14 protein-coding genes are annotated in these 18,388 nt (G+C 63.0%); 4 read left to right on the top strand and 10 right to left on the bottom strand.

The features are described 5' to 3' along the window. The first annotated feature begins 26 nt into the window (after positions 1-26). The 4 genes from GGQ74_RS03245 to GGQ74_RS03230 all read left to right on the top strand — a co-directional run bounded on the left by GGQ74_RS03245 (position 27) and on the right by GGQ74_RS03230 (position 6,049). Complete coding sequence (locus GGQ74_RS03245) at positions 27-3,242, top strand: tetratricopeptide repeat protein (protein WP_167940091.1); 3,216 nt, start codon at positions 27-29, stop codon at positions 3,240-3,242. Between the two features lie 35 nt (positions 3,243-3,277). Beyond that, on the top strand, positions 3,278-4,093 hold the full coding sequence (gene amrB / locus GGQ74_RS03240) for an AmmeMemoRadiSam system protein B (protein WP_167940090.1): 816 nt from the start codon (positions 3,278-3,280) through the stop codon (positions 4,091-4,093). 30 nt (positions 4,094-4,123) lie between these two features. Further along, positions 4,124-4,873: a hypothetical protein gene (locus tag GGQ74_RS03235; RefSeq protein WP_167940089.1), complete on the top strand. Its 750-nt coding sequence runs from the start codon at positions 4,124-4,126 to the stop codon at positions 4,871-4,873. Between the two features lie 429 nt (positions 4,874-5,302). After that, positions 5,303-6,049: a type II secretion system protein gene (locus GGQ74_RS03230; RefSeq protein WP_342448597.1), complete on the top strand. Its 747-nt coding sequence runs from the start codon at positions 5,303-5,305 to the stop codon at positions 6,047-6,049. 102 nt (positions 6,050-6,151) lie between these two features. On the opposite strand, the gene GGQ74_RS03225 is transcribed toward GGQ74_RS03230, so the two are convergent. From GGQ74_RS03225 to nusA, 10 genes are all read right to left on the bottom strand, one after another. Beyond that, complete coding sequence (locus GGQ74_RS03225; RefSeq protein WP_167940088.1) at positions 6,152-7,786, bottom strand: glutamate synthase-related protein; 1,635 nt, start codon at positions 7,784-7,786, stop codon at positions 6,152-6,154. 514 nt (positions 7,787-8,300) lie between these two features. Then, positions 8,301-10,568, bottom strand: a complete 2,268-nt coding sequence (gene pnp / locus GGQ74_RS03220) for a polyribonucleotide nucleotidyltransferase (protein WP_167940087.1) — start codon at positions 10,566-10,568, stop codon at positions 8,301-8,303. 194 nt (positions 10,569-10,762) lie between these two features. Next, a complete protein-coding gene (gene rpsO, locus GGQ74_RS03215; RefSeq protein WP_167940990.1) occupies positions 10,763-11,032 on the bottom strand; it encodes a 30S ribosomal protein S15 in 270 nt (89 codons plus the stop codon). A gap of 61 nt (positions 11,033-11,093) precedes the next feature. After that, positions 11,094-12,026: a tRNA pseudouridine(55) synthase TruB gene (gene truB, locus GGQ74_RS03210; protein ID WP_167940086.1), complete on the bottom strand. Its 933-nt coding sequence runs from the start codon at positions 12,024-12,026 to the stop codon at positions 11,094-11,096. A gap of 10 nt (positions 12,027-12,036) precedes the next feature. Then, positions 12,037-13,005 carry a DHH family phosphoesterase gene (locus GGQ74_RS03205; protein ID WP_167940085.1) on the bottom strand — a complete coding sequence of 323 codons (969 nt, stop codon included), beginning with the start codon at positions 13,003-13,005 and terminating at the stop codon, positions 12,037-12,039. Beyond that, positions 12,980-13,321 (bottom strand): 30S ribosome-binding factor RbfA, encoded by a 342-nt coding sequence (rbfA, locus tag GGQ74_RS03200; protein ID WP_167940084.1) that lies wholly within the window; start codon positions 13,319-13,321, stop codon positions 12,980-12,982. The genes GGQ74_RS03205 and rbfA overlap by 26 nt, the downstream gene beginning before the upstream one ends. Positions 13,322-13,332: 11 nt before the next feature. Further along, entirely contained in the window at positions 13,333-13,641 is a 309-nt protein-coding gene (locus tag GGQ74_RS03195) for a DUF503 family protein (RefSeq protein WP_167940083.1), read from the bottom strand. A gap of 33 nt (positions 13,642-13,674) precedes the next feature. Next, positions 13,675-16,758 carry a translation initiation factor IF-2 gene (gene infB, locus GGQ74_RS03190; RefSeq protein ID WP_167940082.1) on the bottom strand — a complete coding sequence of 1,028 codons (3,084 nt, stop codon included), beginning with the start codon at positions 16,756-16,758 and terminating at the stop codon, positions 13,675-13,677. Beyond that, a complete protein-coding gene (locus tag GGQ74_RS03185) occupies positions 16,748-16,990 on the bottom strand; it encodes a YlxR family protein (RefSeq protein WP_167940081.1) in 243 nt (80 codons plus the stop codon). The genes infB and GGQ74_RS03185 overlap by 11 nt, the downstream gene beginning before the upstream one ends. A gap of 39 nt (positions 16,991-17,029) precedes the next feature. Further along, complete coding sequence (gene nusA, locus GGQ74_RS03180) at positions 17,030-18,385, bottom strand: transcription termination factor NusA (RefSeq protein WP_167940080.1); 1,356 nt, start codon at positions 18,383-18,385, stop codon at positions 17,030-17,032. Positions 18,386-18,388 lie beyond the last annotated feature (3 nt).

Here is an 18,388-nt window from a genome sequence, read left to right as displayed (position 1 = left end):
GCGAGTCCATTGACGAGCGTTTTTGCATGGTTATTGCAAGAAGTGATGACGTGAACGCGCGTACGACCCGCAGGCCTTCCTGCATCCTCATCCTGTTGAGCCTTTTCTGGCTCCTTCTCCCGTCCGATGGCGGGGCCGTTTCCTATACATTCGGCCTGCATCCGGATCGGGAGCGGCTTGTTTTCACCTTCCCCGGCACTCTTCCGAAGTATGATGTGGCCCGCACCGGCGGGCGCGAATTTTCCGTCTCCATTCCCGCCGGGATGGGGGGCGTGAGCGGTCCGCGTCCGGATTTCGGCGGTGCTGCGCTCATCCGCGATGTGCGTGTCGCCCCCTCAGGGGCTGATGTGCGCATGGGAACTGACGCCTTCGGCTACGTCGCCTTTACGCTCGAAAATCCATCACGCCTCGTTATTGACGTGTTTCGCGATCCCCTTGGTGCGCGTTGGCGTCCCAACGGGACAACGCCTCGCCCTCGTGCAGAGGCCCCCGCGCCCACTCCTGTCGCCAAGCCCGAACCCGCCGCGCACAAGGCTGCGGCTACGGACCGGGGCGCAGCTCCTGTCACGCAATCCACTCCCGAAGTGCAGACTCCTCCGGCCGCGACCGCGCGGCAGGCCGACATTCCGCCTGTGGCCCCAGCTTCGCAGCCCACCCCTGCGGCACCCGTAGTGTCGCGCACCGATGGGCATGTGGTTTCCGGAAAGGTCGCCCGCCCCGGTGCTACTGGGAGCGACGCCGGAGAGTCCGCACCTGCACCGGCCCGACAGGACGAAGCGCCTGCGCAGACCGCCCCTCGTCAGTCGCAGCCGGAGCCGCCGTCCGCGACCGCCAATGTCTTTCGTGGCAAGGTGGTGCGCGGTGGTGAGGTTCCCGAGGCGCGCGAGTCCGTGCCGCTGGCCGAGCCGGTTGCCCCTGCGCCTGCCGCTCCCGTCGCGCAGGTGCCCGCAGCACCTGCACAAGCGCCCGCGCCTGAAGCTGTTTCGAAGCCGATGGGCGAGGACAATGCCTCTCGCGTGACGCAGGATGTCGCCGATTTCATTCGCGAGGAATCCGGGCCGTGGGTCTATCGCGCCCGGCTCGGCAAGGATGGTGCGCCGCAGCCGCCCACGGCGGAGGTTCCCGCGCCCCGCGTCGCCGAGGAGGCTCCCGTTGCGCCGCGTACGCCGGATTTGCCGCAGCCGCTGGTGGAGGCGGAGCCTGCGAATGCGACCGAGGAGGTCGCCGCCGAGGAGGCCGAACAGGCTCCGGCGGAGGGCACCAACGCCACGACGCCCGATTTCGACGAGGTCATGCTGGCCGCGCAGACCGCCCAGAGCACGGGCGAGCACGACGTGGCTCTTGAGCATCTCGACATCCTGACACGCGATTCGCGCGTCCCCGCCGAGTTGAAGGAGGAGGCGCTCTATCTCAAGGCGGACATCCTGTATTCGAAATACTCCGGCGAGTTCGACAAGCATTTCGACGAGATCAACGGCGCGTACGAAGCGGCCATGAATTTCAATCTCGATTCCAAGCGCGTTCCGGCCGCACTGCTCAAGCGTGGCGTGCTGAACCTGCACGTGGAGAACGTCCCCGAGGCCACTGCCTTCTTCAACCTGCTGCGCAACAGGCACAAGAACGATCCCAACGTTCCGCTGACCTACTACTACTGGGGCGACTACCACTTCAAGAAGAAGGACTACCAGCGCGCTGCCGACGAATTCCAGTATCTGGTGCAGGTCTATCCGGACAGCCCCTTCGTGCGCGAGGCGTCGCTCGGTCTGGCGCGTTCGTTGCGCGAGCTTGGCTACGACAAGCAGGCCTTCCAGATCGTGGACTTCATCGAGAAGCGCTGGCCGCGCTACTACATCGAGTTCCCGCCGTTCCTCCAGCTGCAGGGCGACGCGGCCTTCTCCGTCAAGAATTATCAGGCCGCCAAGGACTATTACTGGGCCTACTACAACATCGACCCGCAGGGCGACGACGCGGACGTCATCCTCGCCCGCCTCGGCGACATCTACGTCAATACGGATAAGCCCGCCGCCGCGCGCGAAGTGTACGAGAAGGCCATAGCCGAGTTTCCGGACCGTGAGGGTGGGCTCGTCTCCAAGATGCGCCTCGCCGAGGAAGGCATCTACGACGAGCCGAGCGTGGAGCAGATGTTCACAATTTTCGACAGGCCTCTCAATCTCAAGCCGTCGCAGATTTATCAGGAGATCATCGCCGATTATCCTGACAGTGAACTTGCTCCGTTGGCGCAACTCAAGCTGGGCATCTGGCAGTTGTGGAACAAGAAGTATTTCGACGCCATCGCCGCTTCCCGCGATTTCGCCACGCGCTATCCGGACAGCCCGCTCTTGCCCCGCGCCCGCGACGTGGGCCTTCAGGCCTTTAGCATGGTCGTGGAACCTCTTGTGCGCGAGGAAAACTATCCGATGATCCTCAAGCTCTGGAAGGATTACGATTTCCTGCGTGACAGCCTTGAGGAGCTTTCCCCCGGTGCACGCATGGCCCTTGCCCTGAGCTTCTGGAAGCGCGGCGAACCTGCGCAGGCGCTGGACATCGTCACGCCGTTCCTGCGTCAGCCGCAGATTCCCGACGTCTCCGAGATGGCCATGAGCCTCGCCCTGTCCGTGTATCTGGAGAATCAGGCGTGGGACAAGGTGCTCGACGTGTCGCAGGCGGTGCGCAATTGGGAACTTTCGCCTGACCATCGCCGCGAGTTGCGCTATGCTCAAGCCCTCGCCTACGAAAATCTTGGCGACTTCGAGCACAGCCGCCCCCTGTGGGCGGAACTGGGCATGGATACCCAGCTCGACGAACGCCAGCATGCCTACGCGTTGTACTTCATGGCGCTTGGGGCCATGGATTCGAATCAACTCAAGCAGGCGTACGACTATGCGCAGGAGGCCCTGGAAACCTTCCTGCGCACGGGTGAGGACAAGGGCAAGATTCGCGACAGCCTGCGTATGCTCATGGATGTGACCGAGCGGACCGGGCGCGCTGGCGAGGCCTTGAAGTGGGCGGCGGAGTACGAGAAGAACATCGATTCATCGGACCCGAGCTGGCCGGCGCTTCGCTACCGCATGGCCGGTCTGCACAAGAAGCTGGGCGACCTCGTCGAGTGGCGCAAGATTTTGGAGGCGCTTTCGCAAGCCATGCCGGGTTCGCTCTATGGGCGCATGGCCGCCTCGGATCTCCAGCTCGACAGTCTGGAGCAGGCGACCCGGCCCTATCAGCCCGACGCCCGCATGCAATAGCGCGGCACGCGCGGCATGCGCGACAAGGAGGGGGCATGGACAGAAATCCCGTCGTTGCCGGTCAGTTCTATCAGGGAAATCCCGTCGGCCTGCGCCGTGAGGTGGAGGCCTGCATGTCCGGAGTGGATGCTCCGCCAGCGGATGCGCCCCGGACGCTTCTAGCCATGGTGCCCCACGCCGGATACATGTTTTCCGGGCGGGTCTGCGGGCGCACGCTGGCATCCGCCAATCTCTCCTCGACTATCCTTATGCTCGGGCCGAATCATACCGGGCGCGGGCAGGCCATTGCCGTATGGCCCGACGGGCACTGGTTCATTCCCGGATCGGACGTGCCTGTGCTGTCGGAACTGGCCTCACGCATCGCGTCCTGCCATCCTGCCGTGAGTGCTGATACCGCCGCGCACGCCATGGAACATTCCCTTGAAGTGATCCTGCCGTTTCTCGCGTTTCGCGATCCGGGCGTCGGCATCGTGCCGGTGGCCGTTTCGGAGCACCGTTTCACAGTGCTCGAAGAGGTGGCCGCCGCCATAGTGCCGATTCTCGCAGCGGCGGAGGCACCCGTTTCCATTGTGGTCAGTTCGGACATGAGCCATTATGTTTCCAGACAAACGGCCCGCACTCTCGACACGGCTGCGCTGGATGCCGCCGTGGCCCTCGATCCGCGCGGGTTGTATGATGTCGTGCGCGAGCGCGGCATCACCATGTGCGGGGTGCTGCCCATGACCCTTGGCCTCATGATCGCCAAGGGGCTTGGCGCGCGGGAGGGGCGGTTGGCGGCGTACGCCACCTCGGGAGATGTGACGGGCGATCAGGAACAGGTGGTGGGCTATGCGGGCGTGCTCGTCCATTAGTCCGCCAACGAACATGTGAGGAATGAAGACATGACTGCCGCAAGGCGTACACGATTGGCCGTTGTTCTGGTGGTGCTCGTTTCCATGCTTGCGGCGCTTGGGTGTCAGCCGACGAGGCCGTTGCCCCAGCCGCGCAGGGTTGTCGATCCGTCCACGGTGGACGGCGCGGTGGTCACTCCGCGCTGGGACATCGCCGCCGTGGCCTACGAGCATTTTGGACAGGGAATGGATTACGCCGAGGCCGGGCTCGCGCCTGTGTTCCTCGTTTTTCGCAACAAGAGCCTGCAGGCCCCCGTGGTGCAGGTCGAGGAAGTGCGCGGGCAGGGCGTCGATGGCGAATATCTCGCCTACAGCCTTGAGGAGGCGACCAGCCTTGTCTTCGCTTCCGAGTCCTTCCGCAATACCGCGTACAATGCCGGGCGCAGCGCCGCTCTGGGGTCGTTCCTCGGCGCGGGGCTTGGCGCGTTGATCGGCACCATCGGCGGTGGTGACAACATCTGGAAGGGTGCGGCCATCGGTGCCGCCGGAGGCGCATTGGCTGGCGGTGCGGCCGGAGCGTATGGCTCGTCCGAGCGCGACCTCAAGCAGGTCATCCGCCGCGAACTCACGCAGTACGGCTGGAACGATGAGCCGCTGCCGTCCGACTACACGCGCGTGGGCTATCTCTATTTCCCCGCTGATCGCGGCGTTTCGTCCGTCAGCCTTGTCGTGCGCGTGGGCGGCGAGATTTTGTCCTACAAGGTGCCTGTGGCCAATCCGGCCGCAAAGACAGACAAGTAAAGCGCGACACCCGGGTGTGGCCCGGCGTTTCGTTATGTATTTTCGGGGAGAGGCAAGTGCCTCTCCCTTTTTTGTGCTCCGTTGAGCGGCTGGACGAAGCGGATTCTCATGCGTGTGTCGGCATGCAACGGGTCGCCGTGTGTATTCAGTGGTGGACATTCCAGCGCGAATTGCGTAACCAGAGCGGCTTTTCGGCGTCTGGGCGGCATGGGCTGGCTATGCGCGGCGCGATGAAAGGTGGAAATTTCAATGCCTGATGCGTTGTAGAACTTCGCGATGTGTATGGCAATGTCGCTACGGTATGTGTCATACGCACGGTTTCGGCGTGCGTGTCGTGAAGGTTGAAAGCGAGTTCGCTCGCATATGTTCTGGTGTGCCGCTGTTGGGCAACGCGAATGGTGATGTTTTGGAGATGAAGAGTTGAAGACTGTGCGTAAGAGTGGTTTTACACTTGTGGAAATGGCTGTGGTGCTCGTGGTGATTGGTTTCATTCTCGCGGGTGTCATGAAGGGGCGCGACCTTGTCCGAAGCGCTCAGGCAAAGCAGTATGCGCAGGGATTCGTCAATAAGTGGGTGACGATTGCGCAGACCTATCGCGACAAGACCGGTCAGGTGCTGTTCGATGGCACTGGCAACGGCGGCGAGCGCTCGCACAACGCCATTTCCGACGGCATTATGGACGGAATGGTATTTCCCAAGAAGTGGCACAGCCATGCCGAGGGCGTGTATACGGCGCTCATGGACGCGGGGATTGATCCCTGCACGCTCGTGAAGTCCGACCTCAACGACTACGAGCGGGCTGTGGGCTGCGCCAACGACTACGATCCCTTCGGGCGCACCGTGTATGGCGAGTTTACCGGTCCGTCCACCATGTGTGTCGGGTTCTGGGGGCTGAAGCTCGGCGGGCCGAGCTCTCCTGTGCGCAACTGCGTGATTTTCTGCAACGTGCCGAGCGATTTGGCGCGTACGCTCGATACCTCGACCGATGGCGTCGCCGATGGGCGAAACGGAAGCCTCGTGTGCGTGTTCGTGCACGAAAGCGATAAGATCGATACCGACGCGGCTTGGAATCTCGTCAACTGGGAGAACAGTGTGGTCGAGACCGTTTCGCTGGCGGACTGGCCGGAATCCGGCAGTGCGCCGCGCTGGTGCACCATCGCCGTGACGCTGGACTAGAGCGCACATCTGTTGCCCATCCCGCAACGGCTTGAATAAGGAAAGGCCCACCGACGTATGTCGGTGGGCCTTTTTGTCCTCAATGAGGGACGGGGAACCGGACTAGCTGTTGAGGATGCGCTTCGCGGTTTCGTCCTGAATGTCGGTGATGAAGGGAATCTTGGTCTCGCGCTCGGTTTCGCGGTTGGCGGAGGCAATGTCCTCGCGACGGATGTCGTTGATGGAGAACTTGCGCGCACCGGCCAGAAGCTGCTGAAGTCCGGCGGACAGCTTGTCCACGAGGGTGCAGATGGCGATGGCACCGTAGGGGATGTTCTTCATCTCGTCCTTGCCGACCTTCTTCTCCACATCGTGGTAACCGGCGAAGATTTCCTCGGCGGTGGTGCCGAGCTCGCTGACGGTGGCGGGCAGGCTGTCCCAGTTGCCGCAGACCTTCTCGCGGCGCTCGGGGCGCAGCACGCCTTCGATGTTGGAACCGAGGAAGCCCGGAATCATCATGGCGCGGCCCATGCAGATCATCTTGGTGTAGGGCGCGCCGAGGGCGAGGGCCTTGAAGATGTTGGAACACTTGGCAAAGCCGCCCGCGAAGCTCATGTCCACGACCTTGTGGCCATTGGCGGCCAGAATGGAGGCGTACTCGTGAGCCTTGGAATGCAGGAGGATGGACGGAACGCCCCAGCTCTCCATCATGTTCCACGGGCTCATGCCGGTGCCGCCGCCAGAGCCGTCCATGGTCAGCAGGTCGAGCTTGGCCTCGGTGGCGAACTTGATGGCCATGGCCAGCGCTTCCATGCCGTAGGAGCCGGTCTTCAGCGTGATGCGCTTGAAGCCGAGCTTGCGCAGGTAGGCAATGGCCTGCATGAAGTTCTCGTGAACCTGATCGTAGGAATGCAGGTTCGTGTAGCCGAGGCGGCTGTGGCGCGCGAAGGAGTGGATGGCGCCGGTCTTGAAGGCTTCCTGCACTTCGGGACGCTCGGGATCGGGATCGACGAGGTAGCCGCGCTCCTTGAGGAACTTGGCGTATTCGAGGCTCTTGACCTCGATCTCGCCGCCGATGTTCTTCGCGCCCTGACCCCACTTAAGCTCGATGATGACCTTGTCGCCGTACTTCTCGGCGATGTACTCGGCCACGCCGTTGCGGGTGTCCTCGACGTTGAGCTGCACGATGATAGCACCGTAGCCGTCCTGATAGCGCAGGTAGGTGTCGATGCGGCGCTCAAGTTCCGGAGCGCTGGAGATGCGGCCGTTCTCGAGCTGGGACTTGCGGTCCACGCCCACGACGTTTTCACCCACGACAATCGGGATGCCGACGAGAGCGCCGCCCACGGCGAAGCTGTCCCAGTATTTGGCGGCGATGAAGGTGGAGCCCAGAGCGCCGGTCATGAAGGGCACGCGGCAGGTGGTCTTTTCCTCTGCGCCGAAGGTCGTTTCGAGGGACACGTCCGTGAACAGACAGTCGCCGCAGGCGGCCTTTTCGCCGCCGCCGATGGCGCCGTAGTTCGAACCCTGAATACGCAGGGAGTTGTAGGACACGCCGACGTGGCTGGTGTTGCCGCTACCGGCGGTGACCAGACCGAAATCGCGGGGATAGAGAACCTGACGGCCGCGCAGGCTGGAAAGCCAGGTTTCGCATTTACCCTTGCAGTCGGCCCGGCAAAGGGTGCACAGGCCGGATTCGATGGCGTTACCACGGTTGGTGGTGCCAAGGACGTCGTTATTTTTCGACCACTGCGACATGACAGCTCCATTTGAAGATTGTGAGTCCGAGTCCGAAAGGGGGATGGATATTAACCCCCCGGAATAAAAAATCAATCACCTATGCCGATAATGGTATTGGGGAATGTTGCGATCACAGTGAGTAATCGCTTTTGGCAAATCCGTCAACGGGGTTCATGTTTCCCCTTGCACCAAGGGGGTTGCGGGGATTTTTCGGTGCAGGATGGATCGTTGTGGATTTTGGCGTGGGCAGTCTTTCGTGCCATGCGGTGGATATTAGTCAAGCGCGTCGTGTCCGGAAGCTGACATGTGAGGCCAGCATGGGATGGTCGAAGGCTTTGCGGATTTGGGCGGGTGAAGGGAGAGCCTGATGCGCTGGCGGGGTGCGCGGACGGCATGGGGACGTGGGAGCGGGCGGGCAGATGCGAAGACTGCCGAGGGACTCGGGTCCGCTTGGTTCGCGCTGTTCGAAATGGCTATGAAAAAGGCCGCCTGCGGTATTCCGCAGGCGGCCAGTGTAATGACTAGGTCGGGACTAGCGGCGTCCGCCGCCACCACGACGGTCGCCACCGCGATCGCCGCCACGGGGACGATCGCCACCGCGACGTTCGCCGCCGCGCTCGCCGCCGCGGTCACCACCGCGCGGCTTGCCGCCGCCGGTCTTGGCGAAGTCGGCGAGGTCGACGGTCTGACCGGCGTCCTCCATGAGGACTGCCTTGCGCGACAGGCGCACACGGCCGGTCGGCTCGACTTCGAGAACCTTGACCTTCATGGTGTCGCCGAGCTTGGCAACGTCGCCGGGCTGCTCGACGCGGTTGATGTCGAGCTGGGAGACGTGCACCAGGCCATCGACGCCGGGCAGGATCTCGACGACCACGCCGCAGTCGATGACGCGGGTCACGCGGCCCTCGTAGTTCCGGCCGACTTCGGCGGTCTGGTCATGGTAGAGCACCAGTTCCTTCGCGCGCTCCAGAGACTCTCTGGTCGGGGCGAAGATGAACACGCGGCCATCGTCCTCGATGTCGATGTCGGCACCGGTGTCGCTGGTGATCGCCTTGATGTTTTTGCCGCCGGGTCCGATGACGGAGCGGATCTTGTCCGGATGCACGGTGACCACTTCGAGCTGCGGAGCGTACTCGGAAAGTTCCGGACGCGGCGCGGCGATGACGGCCTCCATGTTTTCGAGGATGTGCAGGCGGCCTTCCTTGGCCTGAGCCAGGGCGGAACGCAGCACCTCGGACGGGATGCCGGTGATCTTGATATCCATCTGGATGGCGGTGACGCCTTCGCTGGAACCGGCAACCTTGAAGTCCATATCGCCCAGAGCGTCCTCATCGCCAAGGATGTCGGTGAGCACGAGGTACTCGTCGTCTTCCTTGATGAGACCCATGGCCACGCCCGCGATGGAGCACTTCACCGGGATGCCGGCGTCCATGAGCGCAAGGGAGGAGCCGCACACCGTCGCCATGGAGGAGGAGCCGTTGGACTCCATGATCTCGGACACGACGCGCACGGTGAAGGGGAACTCCTCAATGGAGGGCAGAATGGGGCTGATGGCGCGCTCGGCGAGAGCGCCATGGCCGATTTCGCGGCGGGACGGTCCGCGCATCATGCGGACTTCACCGACGCAGTAGGGCGGGAAGTTGTAGTGCAGCATGAAGCGCTTCACGCAGTCGCCCACGAGGGAGTCGGTGCGCTGCTCGTCGCGGGTGCTGCCCATGGTGGCGGTGACCACGGCCATGGTTTCGCCACGTGCGAACAGGGCGGAACCGTGGGTGCGCGGCAGCAGGCCGACCTCGATGCCCAGCGGGCGGACGGTGGTCAGGTCGCGGCCGTCGATGCGGGTGCGCTCGTTCTTGATGCGGCCACGCACGATGCTCTTGGTGATGTCCTTGAGGATTTCGCCCACGGGGGCGAGGCGTGCGGGCTCTTCAGCGAAACGCTCGGTCAGGGAAGCCATGACTTCGCTCTTCACGGCGTCCTTGGCGGCGTAGCGGGCGAGCTTCTCGGGGATGGCCAGAGCCTCGCGCAGCTTGGGAGTGGCGATCTCCTCGACGGCGGCCTTGACTTCCTCGTCCACGGGAGCCTCGGCGACTTCCATCTTGGGCTGGCCGCACTCGGCGCGCAGGGCTTCCTGAGCGTCCAGAAGGGGCTGCATCTGCTGATGTCCCCATTCGATGGCGTCGGCGATGAGGGATTCGGGCGCAAACTGGGCGGAACCCTCAACCATGACGACGGCCTCGCGGCTGCCAGCCATCACGAGGTTCAGCTCGCTCTCGGCGATCTGGGCGTAGGTGGGGTTGAAGACGAACTTCTTGTCCAGGTAGCCGATGCGCGCACCAGCGATGGGGCCCATGAACGGAATCTTGGAAATGCCGAGGGCAGTGGACGCGCCGCAGATGGCGAGCACGTCGGGATCGTTCTGATCGTCGGCGGAGTGGACCTGCGCGATGATCTGGACTTCATCCCGGAAGCCCGCGGGGAACAGCGGACGGCAGGGGCGGTCGATCAGGCGGCAGACGAGGACTTCGCGCTCGCTGGGACGGCCCACTTCGCGGCGGAAGAAGCTGCCGGGAATGCGACCGGCGGCGTAGGCAAGTTCCTTGTACTCAACGGTGAGGGGGAAGAAGCCCTTGTCGACGGGCAGCGGCTGGGTGACCACGGTCACCATCACGACGGTGCCGCCGCACTGGATCCACACCGCGCCGTGAGCCTGCTTTGCCAGCTTGCCGGTTTCGATGGTGATCTCGCGATCACCGATCAGCGCGGTCTTGCGGAAGGGGGAAAAGGTGAGAGAATTCATCAATGTGATACCTCTTAGTGAGAAATGTCGGTCCCGGTGGACACCGGACCGATTCCCCCGACAAACGATCTAAGCTGCAAAGTTGTAAGGATGGGACGCCACCTTGCGTGCGCCCCATTGTCGCAACCTCGCAGCTTGTCACACTCCAGTCGGGGTGGGCGGGAGGCCCATCGGGGCCTCCCAGCCGAGGAATGCTACTTGCGCAGGCCCAGACGAGCGATCAGGTCCCTGTAGCGCTGAACGTCCTTGTTCTTCAGGTAGTTCAGCAGCATACGACGCTGACCGACCAGCTTCAGAAGACCCTGGCGGGAGTGGAAGTCCTTCTTGTGGGTCTTGAAGTGCTCGGTGAGGTACTCGATGCGGGAGGTGAGCAGCGCGACCTGGACCTCGGGGGATCCGGTATCGCCTTCGTGCTGCTTGTACTCTTCGATGATCTTGGCCTTGGCTTCGGGAGTCATAACCACAGCGGTATCCTCCATGGATAGGTGTGTTTCCGCGTCATGCGGAGTGTGCGGCGCCGCGGTGCTACCAGAGGCCGCGCAGTATGGACCATAACAGAACGCCATCCCGCTCTGCGGATTCGACCAGTGCGAGGGGGACCTCGTCCGGGCCGATAAGCATGGCGTTCGCTCCGGCTTCGGTCACCGGCTCGGTGGCGGGGAAATCCGCTACCGGAAGCCATGTGCCGTTGCGCACCTGACCGGCCTGCTCTTCGTCGAGGACGATGGCTGGCCAGTGGGGCAGGGCATCCCGCAGGGGGACGACCAGCTCGGGCAAACGCTCGGGCGAGGCGAGAAGCTCGTCGAGACCGACGGCTCGCTCAAGCCCGAAGGGATGGCAGTCTTCTCGGATCAGTTCCGTGAGCACCGCACCGCAACCAAGTCGAATCCCCAAGCTGTGGACCAGGGACCGCACATAGGTTCCGGCGGAACAACCGACCCGGAAGCGTACCCACGGGAGGTCCATTTCGAGGACCTCCGCGTGGAAAATTTCAATAGACTTCGTTTTGACCGGAACTTCGCGTCCGGCACGGGCCAACGCGTACAGGGGCTTGCCCTCGTGCTTGGCCGCAGAGACCGGAGGAACGGTCTGCGTCTCCAGTTCCTTCCAAAACAGGACTTCTCTTTCTACCGCTTCAGGCGAGAGATGGTCAAATGGCTTTTCATCGGTGACCGTGCCTTCGGCGTCGTAAGTGTCGGTCGTCTGACCGATCCGAAACTGTCCAGAATATGTTTTTCGTCCGCTTGTCAAGTATGGGGCGAGTTTGGTGCCGTGTCCGAGGAGGACCAGCAAAACGCCCTTGGCCATGGGATCGAGGGTTCCGGCATGGCCTATGCGCCCCTGATCAAGGGCGCGGCGGATGGTGTTCAGACATTGAGCCGAAGAGGGGCCGGTGGGCTTGTCCAGCACGAGGATGCCGTCGAGCTGGCTGACGCTGCGTTTTCTTTTCTTTCCCATGCCTATCCAGTCAGTTGCTGTCGAAGTGGCCTGCCGCCGCTTCAAGGATCAGACGTTCCGCCTCGTCGAGCGGAACCGTGAGCAGGATGCCCGCCGCGTTCTTGTGCCCGCCGCCGCCGAGTCTGCTGGCGATGGCCTGCACGTTCATTTCGCCGGACGAGCGCAGGCTGACCTTGGTCCTGTCCGGACCGTCCTCGCGCAGGCTGACGGCGGCTTTCACGCCCTTGACGCGACGGATGTAGTTGACGATGCCGTCCGTATCCTCGGAGGTGGTGCCCGTTTCGTCGAGCATGTCCTGCGTGATGCGGATGGTGCCGACCCTGCCGTCGAGATGCAGTTTCGCCCCGCTCAGCACGCGGGACCACAGCTTCAGGCGACCCATCGTCCACTGGTTCAGGAAGCGGGCGTTGAAGAATTCGGGGTCCAGACCTTCGCGCAGAAGCTCCGCCGCGAGGATGAGGGTTTCCGGATGCGTGTTGCCGTAGCTGAAGTAGCCGGTGTCGGACACGAGAGCGAGATAGACGCCTTCGCCGAGCGCACCGCTGAGCGGAATGTCGAGATCGCGAGCCAGCGTGGCCACCATTTCGCCGACCGAGGAGAAATTGGGATCAACCCAGTTCACGTCGGCATATCCGGGATTGCCCAGATGATGGTCGATGTTGACGGTGGAGGTGGTACCGAAGCGCGCGGCGAGCGCATCTCCGAGGCGGCGGACATCGCCGCAGTCGAGGGCGATGAGCCACTGCGGCAACTCGTCGGGAAGTTCCGACACCAGTGGGCAGGGCAGGTCGATCCAGTCGAACTGGTTCGGCACGCCCGAAGGGTTGTAGAGCGTGACCTCTTTGCCAAGCTGGACGAGCAGGTGGCCGAGGGCGGCGGTGGAGCCGAGGGCGTCGCCGTCCGGGCTTGCATGCGCCGCAACGAGGAAGCTCTGCCCTTCGCGGAGGATTTCCTTAATCTTCTGCCTGGGGGTGGTCATAGACCATATCCTCAAGGTAGTCGTCGTAAACGAAGCGAAGCAGGGGAATGGACTTGCTCTTGAGGCGCTTGCCCAGAAGCGAGCGCATGAAGCCAGCCGCCTTGGCAAGGCCCTTTGCCGCGTCCTCGCGCTGTTCCGGACCGCCGGGCACGGTGTAGAGAATCTCGGCGATGGAGAGGTCCTTGTTCATGCGCACACCACTGACAGTGACCATCTCCACGCGGGGGTCCGAGACCTCCTTGAAGAGCATGGATGCCACTTCGCGCATGACCTGGTCGCCAAGCCTGTGGGACCTGCGGGAATCTGAGCGTTGCATTGGAGTCGTTCCTAAAGGGTGTCCGACGGGTCGTCGGCGCTGAAAATTTCCACGCTGGTGTCCATGAGTTCCTCGCTCGTCGATGATTGGACGAAGTCGAGAGCCTTGGACAGCGTGCTCTGCGCGTGGCGCGTGTCGTTGGAAACAGTGACCACGCCCAGGACAAGCCTGTCGTGGCTGTCCTGGGCGCAGATTTCACTTACGGAAACATTGAATCGGTTTCTGAGTTTCTGCTTCAGGCTGCTCGCAATCTGGCGTTTTCCCTTGAGGGACCGGACTGCGTGCAGCCTGAAGCGTAATGTCAGTGTGCCGATGATCACGTGCTGTGCGTCGTTGCCCAGCCGTGGCTGGCGCTAGTCGAGGGTTGCGGCGGTTTCGACAACCTCGAAGGCTTCGATGATGTCCCCGACCTTGATGTCGTTGAAGTTCTCAAGGCCGCCACCACATTCGTAGCCCTTGCGGACTTCCTTGACGTCGTCCTTGAAGCGCTTCAGGGAGTTCATCTTGCCGGTGTAGATGACCACACCGTCGCGCAGCAGGCGGATGCCAGCGTTGCGGCGAAGCTCGCCATCCACCACGAAGCAGCCTGCAACCGTGCCGACCTTCGGGATGGAGAAGGTGTCGCGGACTTCGGCCTGACCGAGATACTTCTCGGAGATGACCGGAGCCAGCATGCCAGCCATGGCGTCCTTGATCTCGCCCACGAGCTTGTAGATGATGTCGTAGAAGCGGATTTCGACGCTTTCCTGCTCGGCGACTTCCTTGATCTTCGCGGTCGGGCGGACGTTGAAGCCGATGATGATCGCCTGCGACGCGGCGGCCAGCAGGATGTCGGACTCGGTGATGGCACCGGCACCGCTGTGCACGATGTCCACCTTGATCTTGTCCGTCGAGAGCTTGCGCAGCGCCTCGGTGATGGCTTCCAGCGAACCCTGCACGTCGGCCTTGAGCACGAGGTTGAGGGTCTGGCTTTCGGCTTCGGGGCGGGAGGCGAGGAAGCTTTCCAGCGTCACCTTGCTTTCGCGAGCCAGAGCGCGCTCGCGCTGCTTGATCTGGCGATCACCGGCGATGCGGCGTGCGACCTTTTCGTCCTCGACGCAGATGAACTCGTCACCGGCCTCGGGCACGCCGTCAAAGCCCTGGACTTCGACCGGAGTCGCCGGTCCGGCTTCCTTGACCTTCTTGCCCTTGTCGTTGTGCATGGCGCGGACACGACCATTGTGGGTGCCGCACACGAAGTTGTCGCCCTGGCGCAGGGTACCGGCCTGGATGAGCACGGTGGCGACAGCGCCACGGCCCTTGTCCAGACGCGCTTCGACGATGTGGCCGACGGCGCGCTTGTCCGGGTTGGCCTTCAGTTCGAGCACTTCGGCCTGCAGCAGAACCATTTCCAGCAGCTGGTCGAGGTTCTCGCCGGTCTTGGCGGACACGTAGCAGAAGATGGTTTCTCCGCCCCAGTCTTCCGGAACCAGACCGTGGTCGGCCAGTTCGCGCATGACGCGGTCGGGGTTGGCCTCGGGCTTGTCCATCTTGTTCACGGCCACGATGATCGGAACACCAGCGGCCTTGGAGTGGTTGATGGCCTCTCGGGTCTGCTCCATGACGCCGTCATCGGCTGCGACAACGAGAATGACGATGTCGGTGACCTGCGCACCACGGGCACGCATGGCGGTGAACGCTTCGTGACCGGGGGTGTCGAGGAACACGACCTTGCCGCGGTCGGTCTCCACGTCGTAGGCGCCGATGTGCTGGGTGATGCCGCCTGCTTCGCCGGAGGTGATCTTCGACTTGCGGATGGCGTCCAGAAGAGACGTCTTGCCGTGGTCGACGTGACCCATGATGGTCACGACGGGGGCGCGGGACTTCAGCGTTTCAGGCGTATCCTCGTGCTCGGGCAGGAGGTAGTCGTTCTCGGAGAAGCCGACTTTCTCGACCTCGTATCCGAATTCGGCGGCCACCAGCACGGCGGTCTCGAAGTCGATGGACTGGTTGATGGTCGCCATCACGCCGAGACCGAAGAGCACCTTGATGAGAGCCTGGGCCTTGACGCCGAGCTGCTTGGCGAAATCGGCGAGGCGCATGGCCTCTTCCATCTTCACCTTACGCTTGGCAGCCTTGAGGGGCTGGGTGTTGGCGGGCTGAACCATCTGTTCCATCCCGCGGCCCTTGCCCTTCTTGCGGCCGGTCTTCTGGAAGCCCTGCTGGTCTTCATTGACCTTGCGCGAAAAATCGACGACGCGCTTGTCCTTCTTCTTCCTGCGGCGGGCTTCGCCACCACCGGGCACTTCGGAGTCCGGAGTGAAGGAGGGCGCACCGGGACGACCGCCAGCCGGGCGCGGTCCTGCGGGGCGAGGAGCGCCGCCAGCGGGACCGGGACGACCACCAGTGGGACCGGGACGACCACCAGTGGGGCGGGGACCGGCAGGGCGAGCGCCAGCCGGACGGCCGCCAGCGGGACGGTCGCCATAGCTGCGATCGCCGGAGGGGCGGTCACCATAACCGCGATCGCCGGAGGGACGATCGCCATAAGTCCTTTCGCCGGAGGGGCGATCACCGTAGGAGCGCTCGCCGGCAGGCCGTCCGCCCGGAGCGGGACGGCGGGTTTCGGCAGCCGGTGCGGGCGCGGCAGGTGCCGCGTTCGGATCGGGCCGGGAAATGATCCTGACCTTGGGAGCCACGGGGACTTCCTTCTTCTTGACCTTCTTCTTCCTCTTGGCACGACGATCGTCGTCGGATTCGGCCTTGTCCTGTTCGGCCGCCTGTGCGGCTTCTTCAGGCTGCTTGGCCGTCTCGTGGGAAGTCTTTCTCACTTCGATCTCGATTTCGGCGGGCTTCTCCTCCGACTTGATGGGCGCTTCCTGTGCCTTGGGGGCGGCAGGGGCTTCGGTTGCAACGGGGGGTTCGGCCTTTACGGCTTCGGGAACAATGACGGCTTCGGCTACAGGCTTCTTTTCTTCTGCGATCACTTCGGGCTCAGGGGTTGTTACGGTCTTGGGCTTGATGATTCTGACCTTGGGCGCGGTCTTCGTGACGGGCTTGGCTTCCTCTGCGTCTTTCGGCGCAGGCTTCGGCTCCGGTTCCACTGCGGGCTGTTCGGCAACGGCTGCGACTTCGGGCTCGAAGTCGGCGTTTGCGGGGGCGGCGGTGATGTCTTCGGGAGTCTCGGAGACTTTTTCGGGGACTCTGGCGGATTCGGTCTTCTTGACCGGCTTTCTGCGCCTGCGCACGACCATACCGGGCTGAACCTCCTTGCGGACCACCTCGGTGGACGCGGAGGCTTCACGGATCTTGGAGCGCAGGGTGTCTGCCTCCTCGGTCGAGAGCGTGCTCATGTGGCTTTTGACAGGAATGCCGATTTCGCGGCAGGCCTGTATCAGATCCTTGTTCGTTACCCCAAGTTCTGTCGAGATATCCTTTACCCGAAGCTTATCTGCCATGCTTTACCCCCTGGCCTTTCCTTCGCCAGCCCTTGTATTTCGGAAACCGTTTGCCGCAGTCTTCATCGGAGCAGAGATAAAAGCCCCGGCCCGGCATCGTGCCCTTTTCGTCCCGGACCAGTTGCGGCTCGTCCCCACCCGTGCAGACGAATCTTTGAAGTTCGCGCTTGGGGAAGCGCCGGCCGCAAATGACGCACCGGCGTACGGGGACATGCCTGCTCCGTGTTTCCATATTCTTGTGGTGGACGTCCGCGCGAGGCGGACGTCCCGCTTACTCCCCTCGGGGAGCTTCCTCTTCGTCGGTTTCGTCGTCTTCTGCGGAGTAGACTTCCGACATGTCGGCGATTTCGTCCTCGTCCTCGTCGTCGAAGCCTTCTCCTTCCTCTTCCTCGGTGCGGAAGGACCGCAGGAGGTTGATGGCGGAGCGGATGTCGTCGATCTGGGTCTCGGTAAGAACGCCAATGGCCATGAGATCTTCGTCGTCGGCCTCATCGAGCTTCTCGACGCTGTCGAAGCCCGCGGCGAGGAATTCCTCGACCGGGATTTCGGCAACGCTGGCGATCTGTTCCAGATGCTGAAGCTCGGCATGCAGGTCGCCGTAGCGGGACTCGGTGAAGATGTCGATCTTCCAGCCGAGCAGCTTGGCGGCCAGCTTGACGTTTTGGCCCTTGCGGCCAATGGCCAGCGTGAGCTGATCGTCCGGGACGACCACTTCGAGCATGTTGTCTTCCTCGTCCACGGTGATGCGGCTGATCACGGCGGGGGAGAGGGCGTTGACCGCGTAGGTGGCGACATCGGGGCTCCAGACCACGATGTCGATGCGCTCGCCGCGCAGCTCCTGCACAATGTTCTGGATGCGGGAGCCACGGATGCCGACACACGCGCCCACGGGATCGACGTCGCGATCGCTGGACTGGACGGCAACCTTGGCGCGGCTGCCAGCGTCGCGGGCGACGCCGAGAATGCGCACGGTACCGTCGCCAACTTCAGGCACTTCGCGCTTGAAGAGGGCAATCATGTATTCGTTGTGCGAGCGGGACACGATGACCTGCGGTCCGCGGCCTTCGCGGCGCACGTCAACGAGGTAGGCCTGTACCCGGTCGCCGCGCTTGTAGCGCTCGCGGGGGATCTGGTGCTCCTTGGGCAGAAGCGCCTCGGTACGACCGAGGTTGATGATCCAGCCAGCCTTGTCGCGGCGCTGCACGATGCCGCTGATAATTTCGCCAATGCGGTCCTTGTATTCCTCGTAGATGATTTCCTGCTCTGCGTCACGCATGCGCTGGATGATCACCTGCTTGGCGGACTGGGCCGCGATGCGTCCAAGGTCTTCCACCTTGAGGCGGAAGCCGAGTTCGTCGTCAATCTGCGCGCCGGGATCGTGTTCCCGCGCGTCTTCGAGGTTGATTTCAGTGGCTTCGTCATCGACTTCCTCGACGACGGCCTTGAACTGGTAAACCTCGATTTCGCCGGTCTCCTCGTTGAAGCTTACTTCAACGTCGATATCGTCGCCATACTTGCGGATGACGGAGGAGCGTACGGCTTCTTCAAGGGTATCGACGAGCATGTCGCGGTCAATACCCTTGTCCTTGCTGATCTGTTCGATGGCCTTCTTGAGTTCCATGCTCATGGA

Origin of the sequence: Desulfobaculum xiamenense, from assembly GCF_011927665.1 — a bacterium.
Classification (GTDB): domain Bacteria; phylum Desulfobacterota; class Desulfovibrionia; order Desulfovibrionales; family Desulfovibrionaceae; genus Desulfobaculum; species Desulfobaculum xiamenense.
The sequence above is the reverse complement of the archived record's forward strand: the minus strand, read 5'-3'. Positions and strand labels throughout refer to the sequence as shown.

Excerpts from the sequence above, each read along its gene's own strand:
- GGQ74_RS03245 (WP_167940091.1), top strand. The coding sequence starts at position 27 with ATGGTTATTGCAAGAAGTGATGACGTGAACGCGCGTACGACCCGCAGG.
- amrB (WP_167940090.1), top strand. The coding sequence starts at position 3,278 with ATGGACAGAAATCCCGTCGTTGCCGGTCAGTTCTATCAGGGAAATCCC.
- GGQ74_RS03235 (WP_167940089.1), top strand. The coding sequence starts at position 4,124 with ATGACTGCCGCAAGGCGTACACGATTGGCCGTTGTTCTGGTGGTGCTC.
- GGQ74_RS03225 (WP_167940088.1), bottom strand. The coding sequence starts at position 7,786 with ATGTCGCAGTGGTCGAAAAATAACGACGTCCTTGGCACCACCAACCGT.
- pnp (WP_167940087.1), bottom strand. The coding sequence starts at position 10,568 with ATGAATTCTCTCACCTTTTCCCCCTTCCGCAAGACCGCGCTGATCGGT.
- truB (WP_167940086.1), bottom strand. The coding sequence starts at position 12,026 with ATGGGAAAGAAAAGAAAACGCAGCGTCAGCCAGCTCGACGGCATCCTC.
- GGQ74_RS03205 (WP_167940085.1), bottom strand. The coding sequence starts at position 13,005 with ATGACCACCCCCAGGCAGAAGATTAAGGAAATCCTCCGCGAAGGGCAG.
- rbfA (WP_167940084.1), bottom strand. The coding sequence starts at position 13,321 with ATGCAACGCTCAGATTCCCGCAGGTCCCACAGGCTTGGCGACCAGGTC.
- infB (WP_167940082.1), bottom strand. The coding sequence starts at position 16,758 with ATGGCAGATAAGCTTCGGGTAAAGGATATCTCGACAGAACTTGGGGTA.
- GGQ74_RS03185 (WP_167940081.1), bottom strand. The coding sequence starts at position 16,990 with ATGGAAACACGGAGCAGGCATGTCCCCGTACGCCGGTGCGTCATTTGC.
- nusA (WP_167940080.1), bottom strand. The coding sequence starts at position 18,385 with ATGAGCATGGAACTCAAGAAGGCCATCGAACAGATCAGCAAGGACAAG.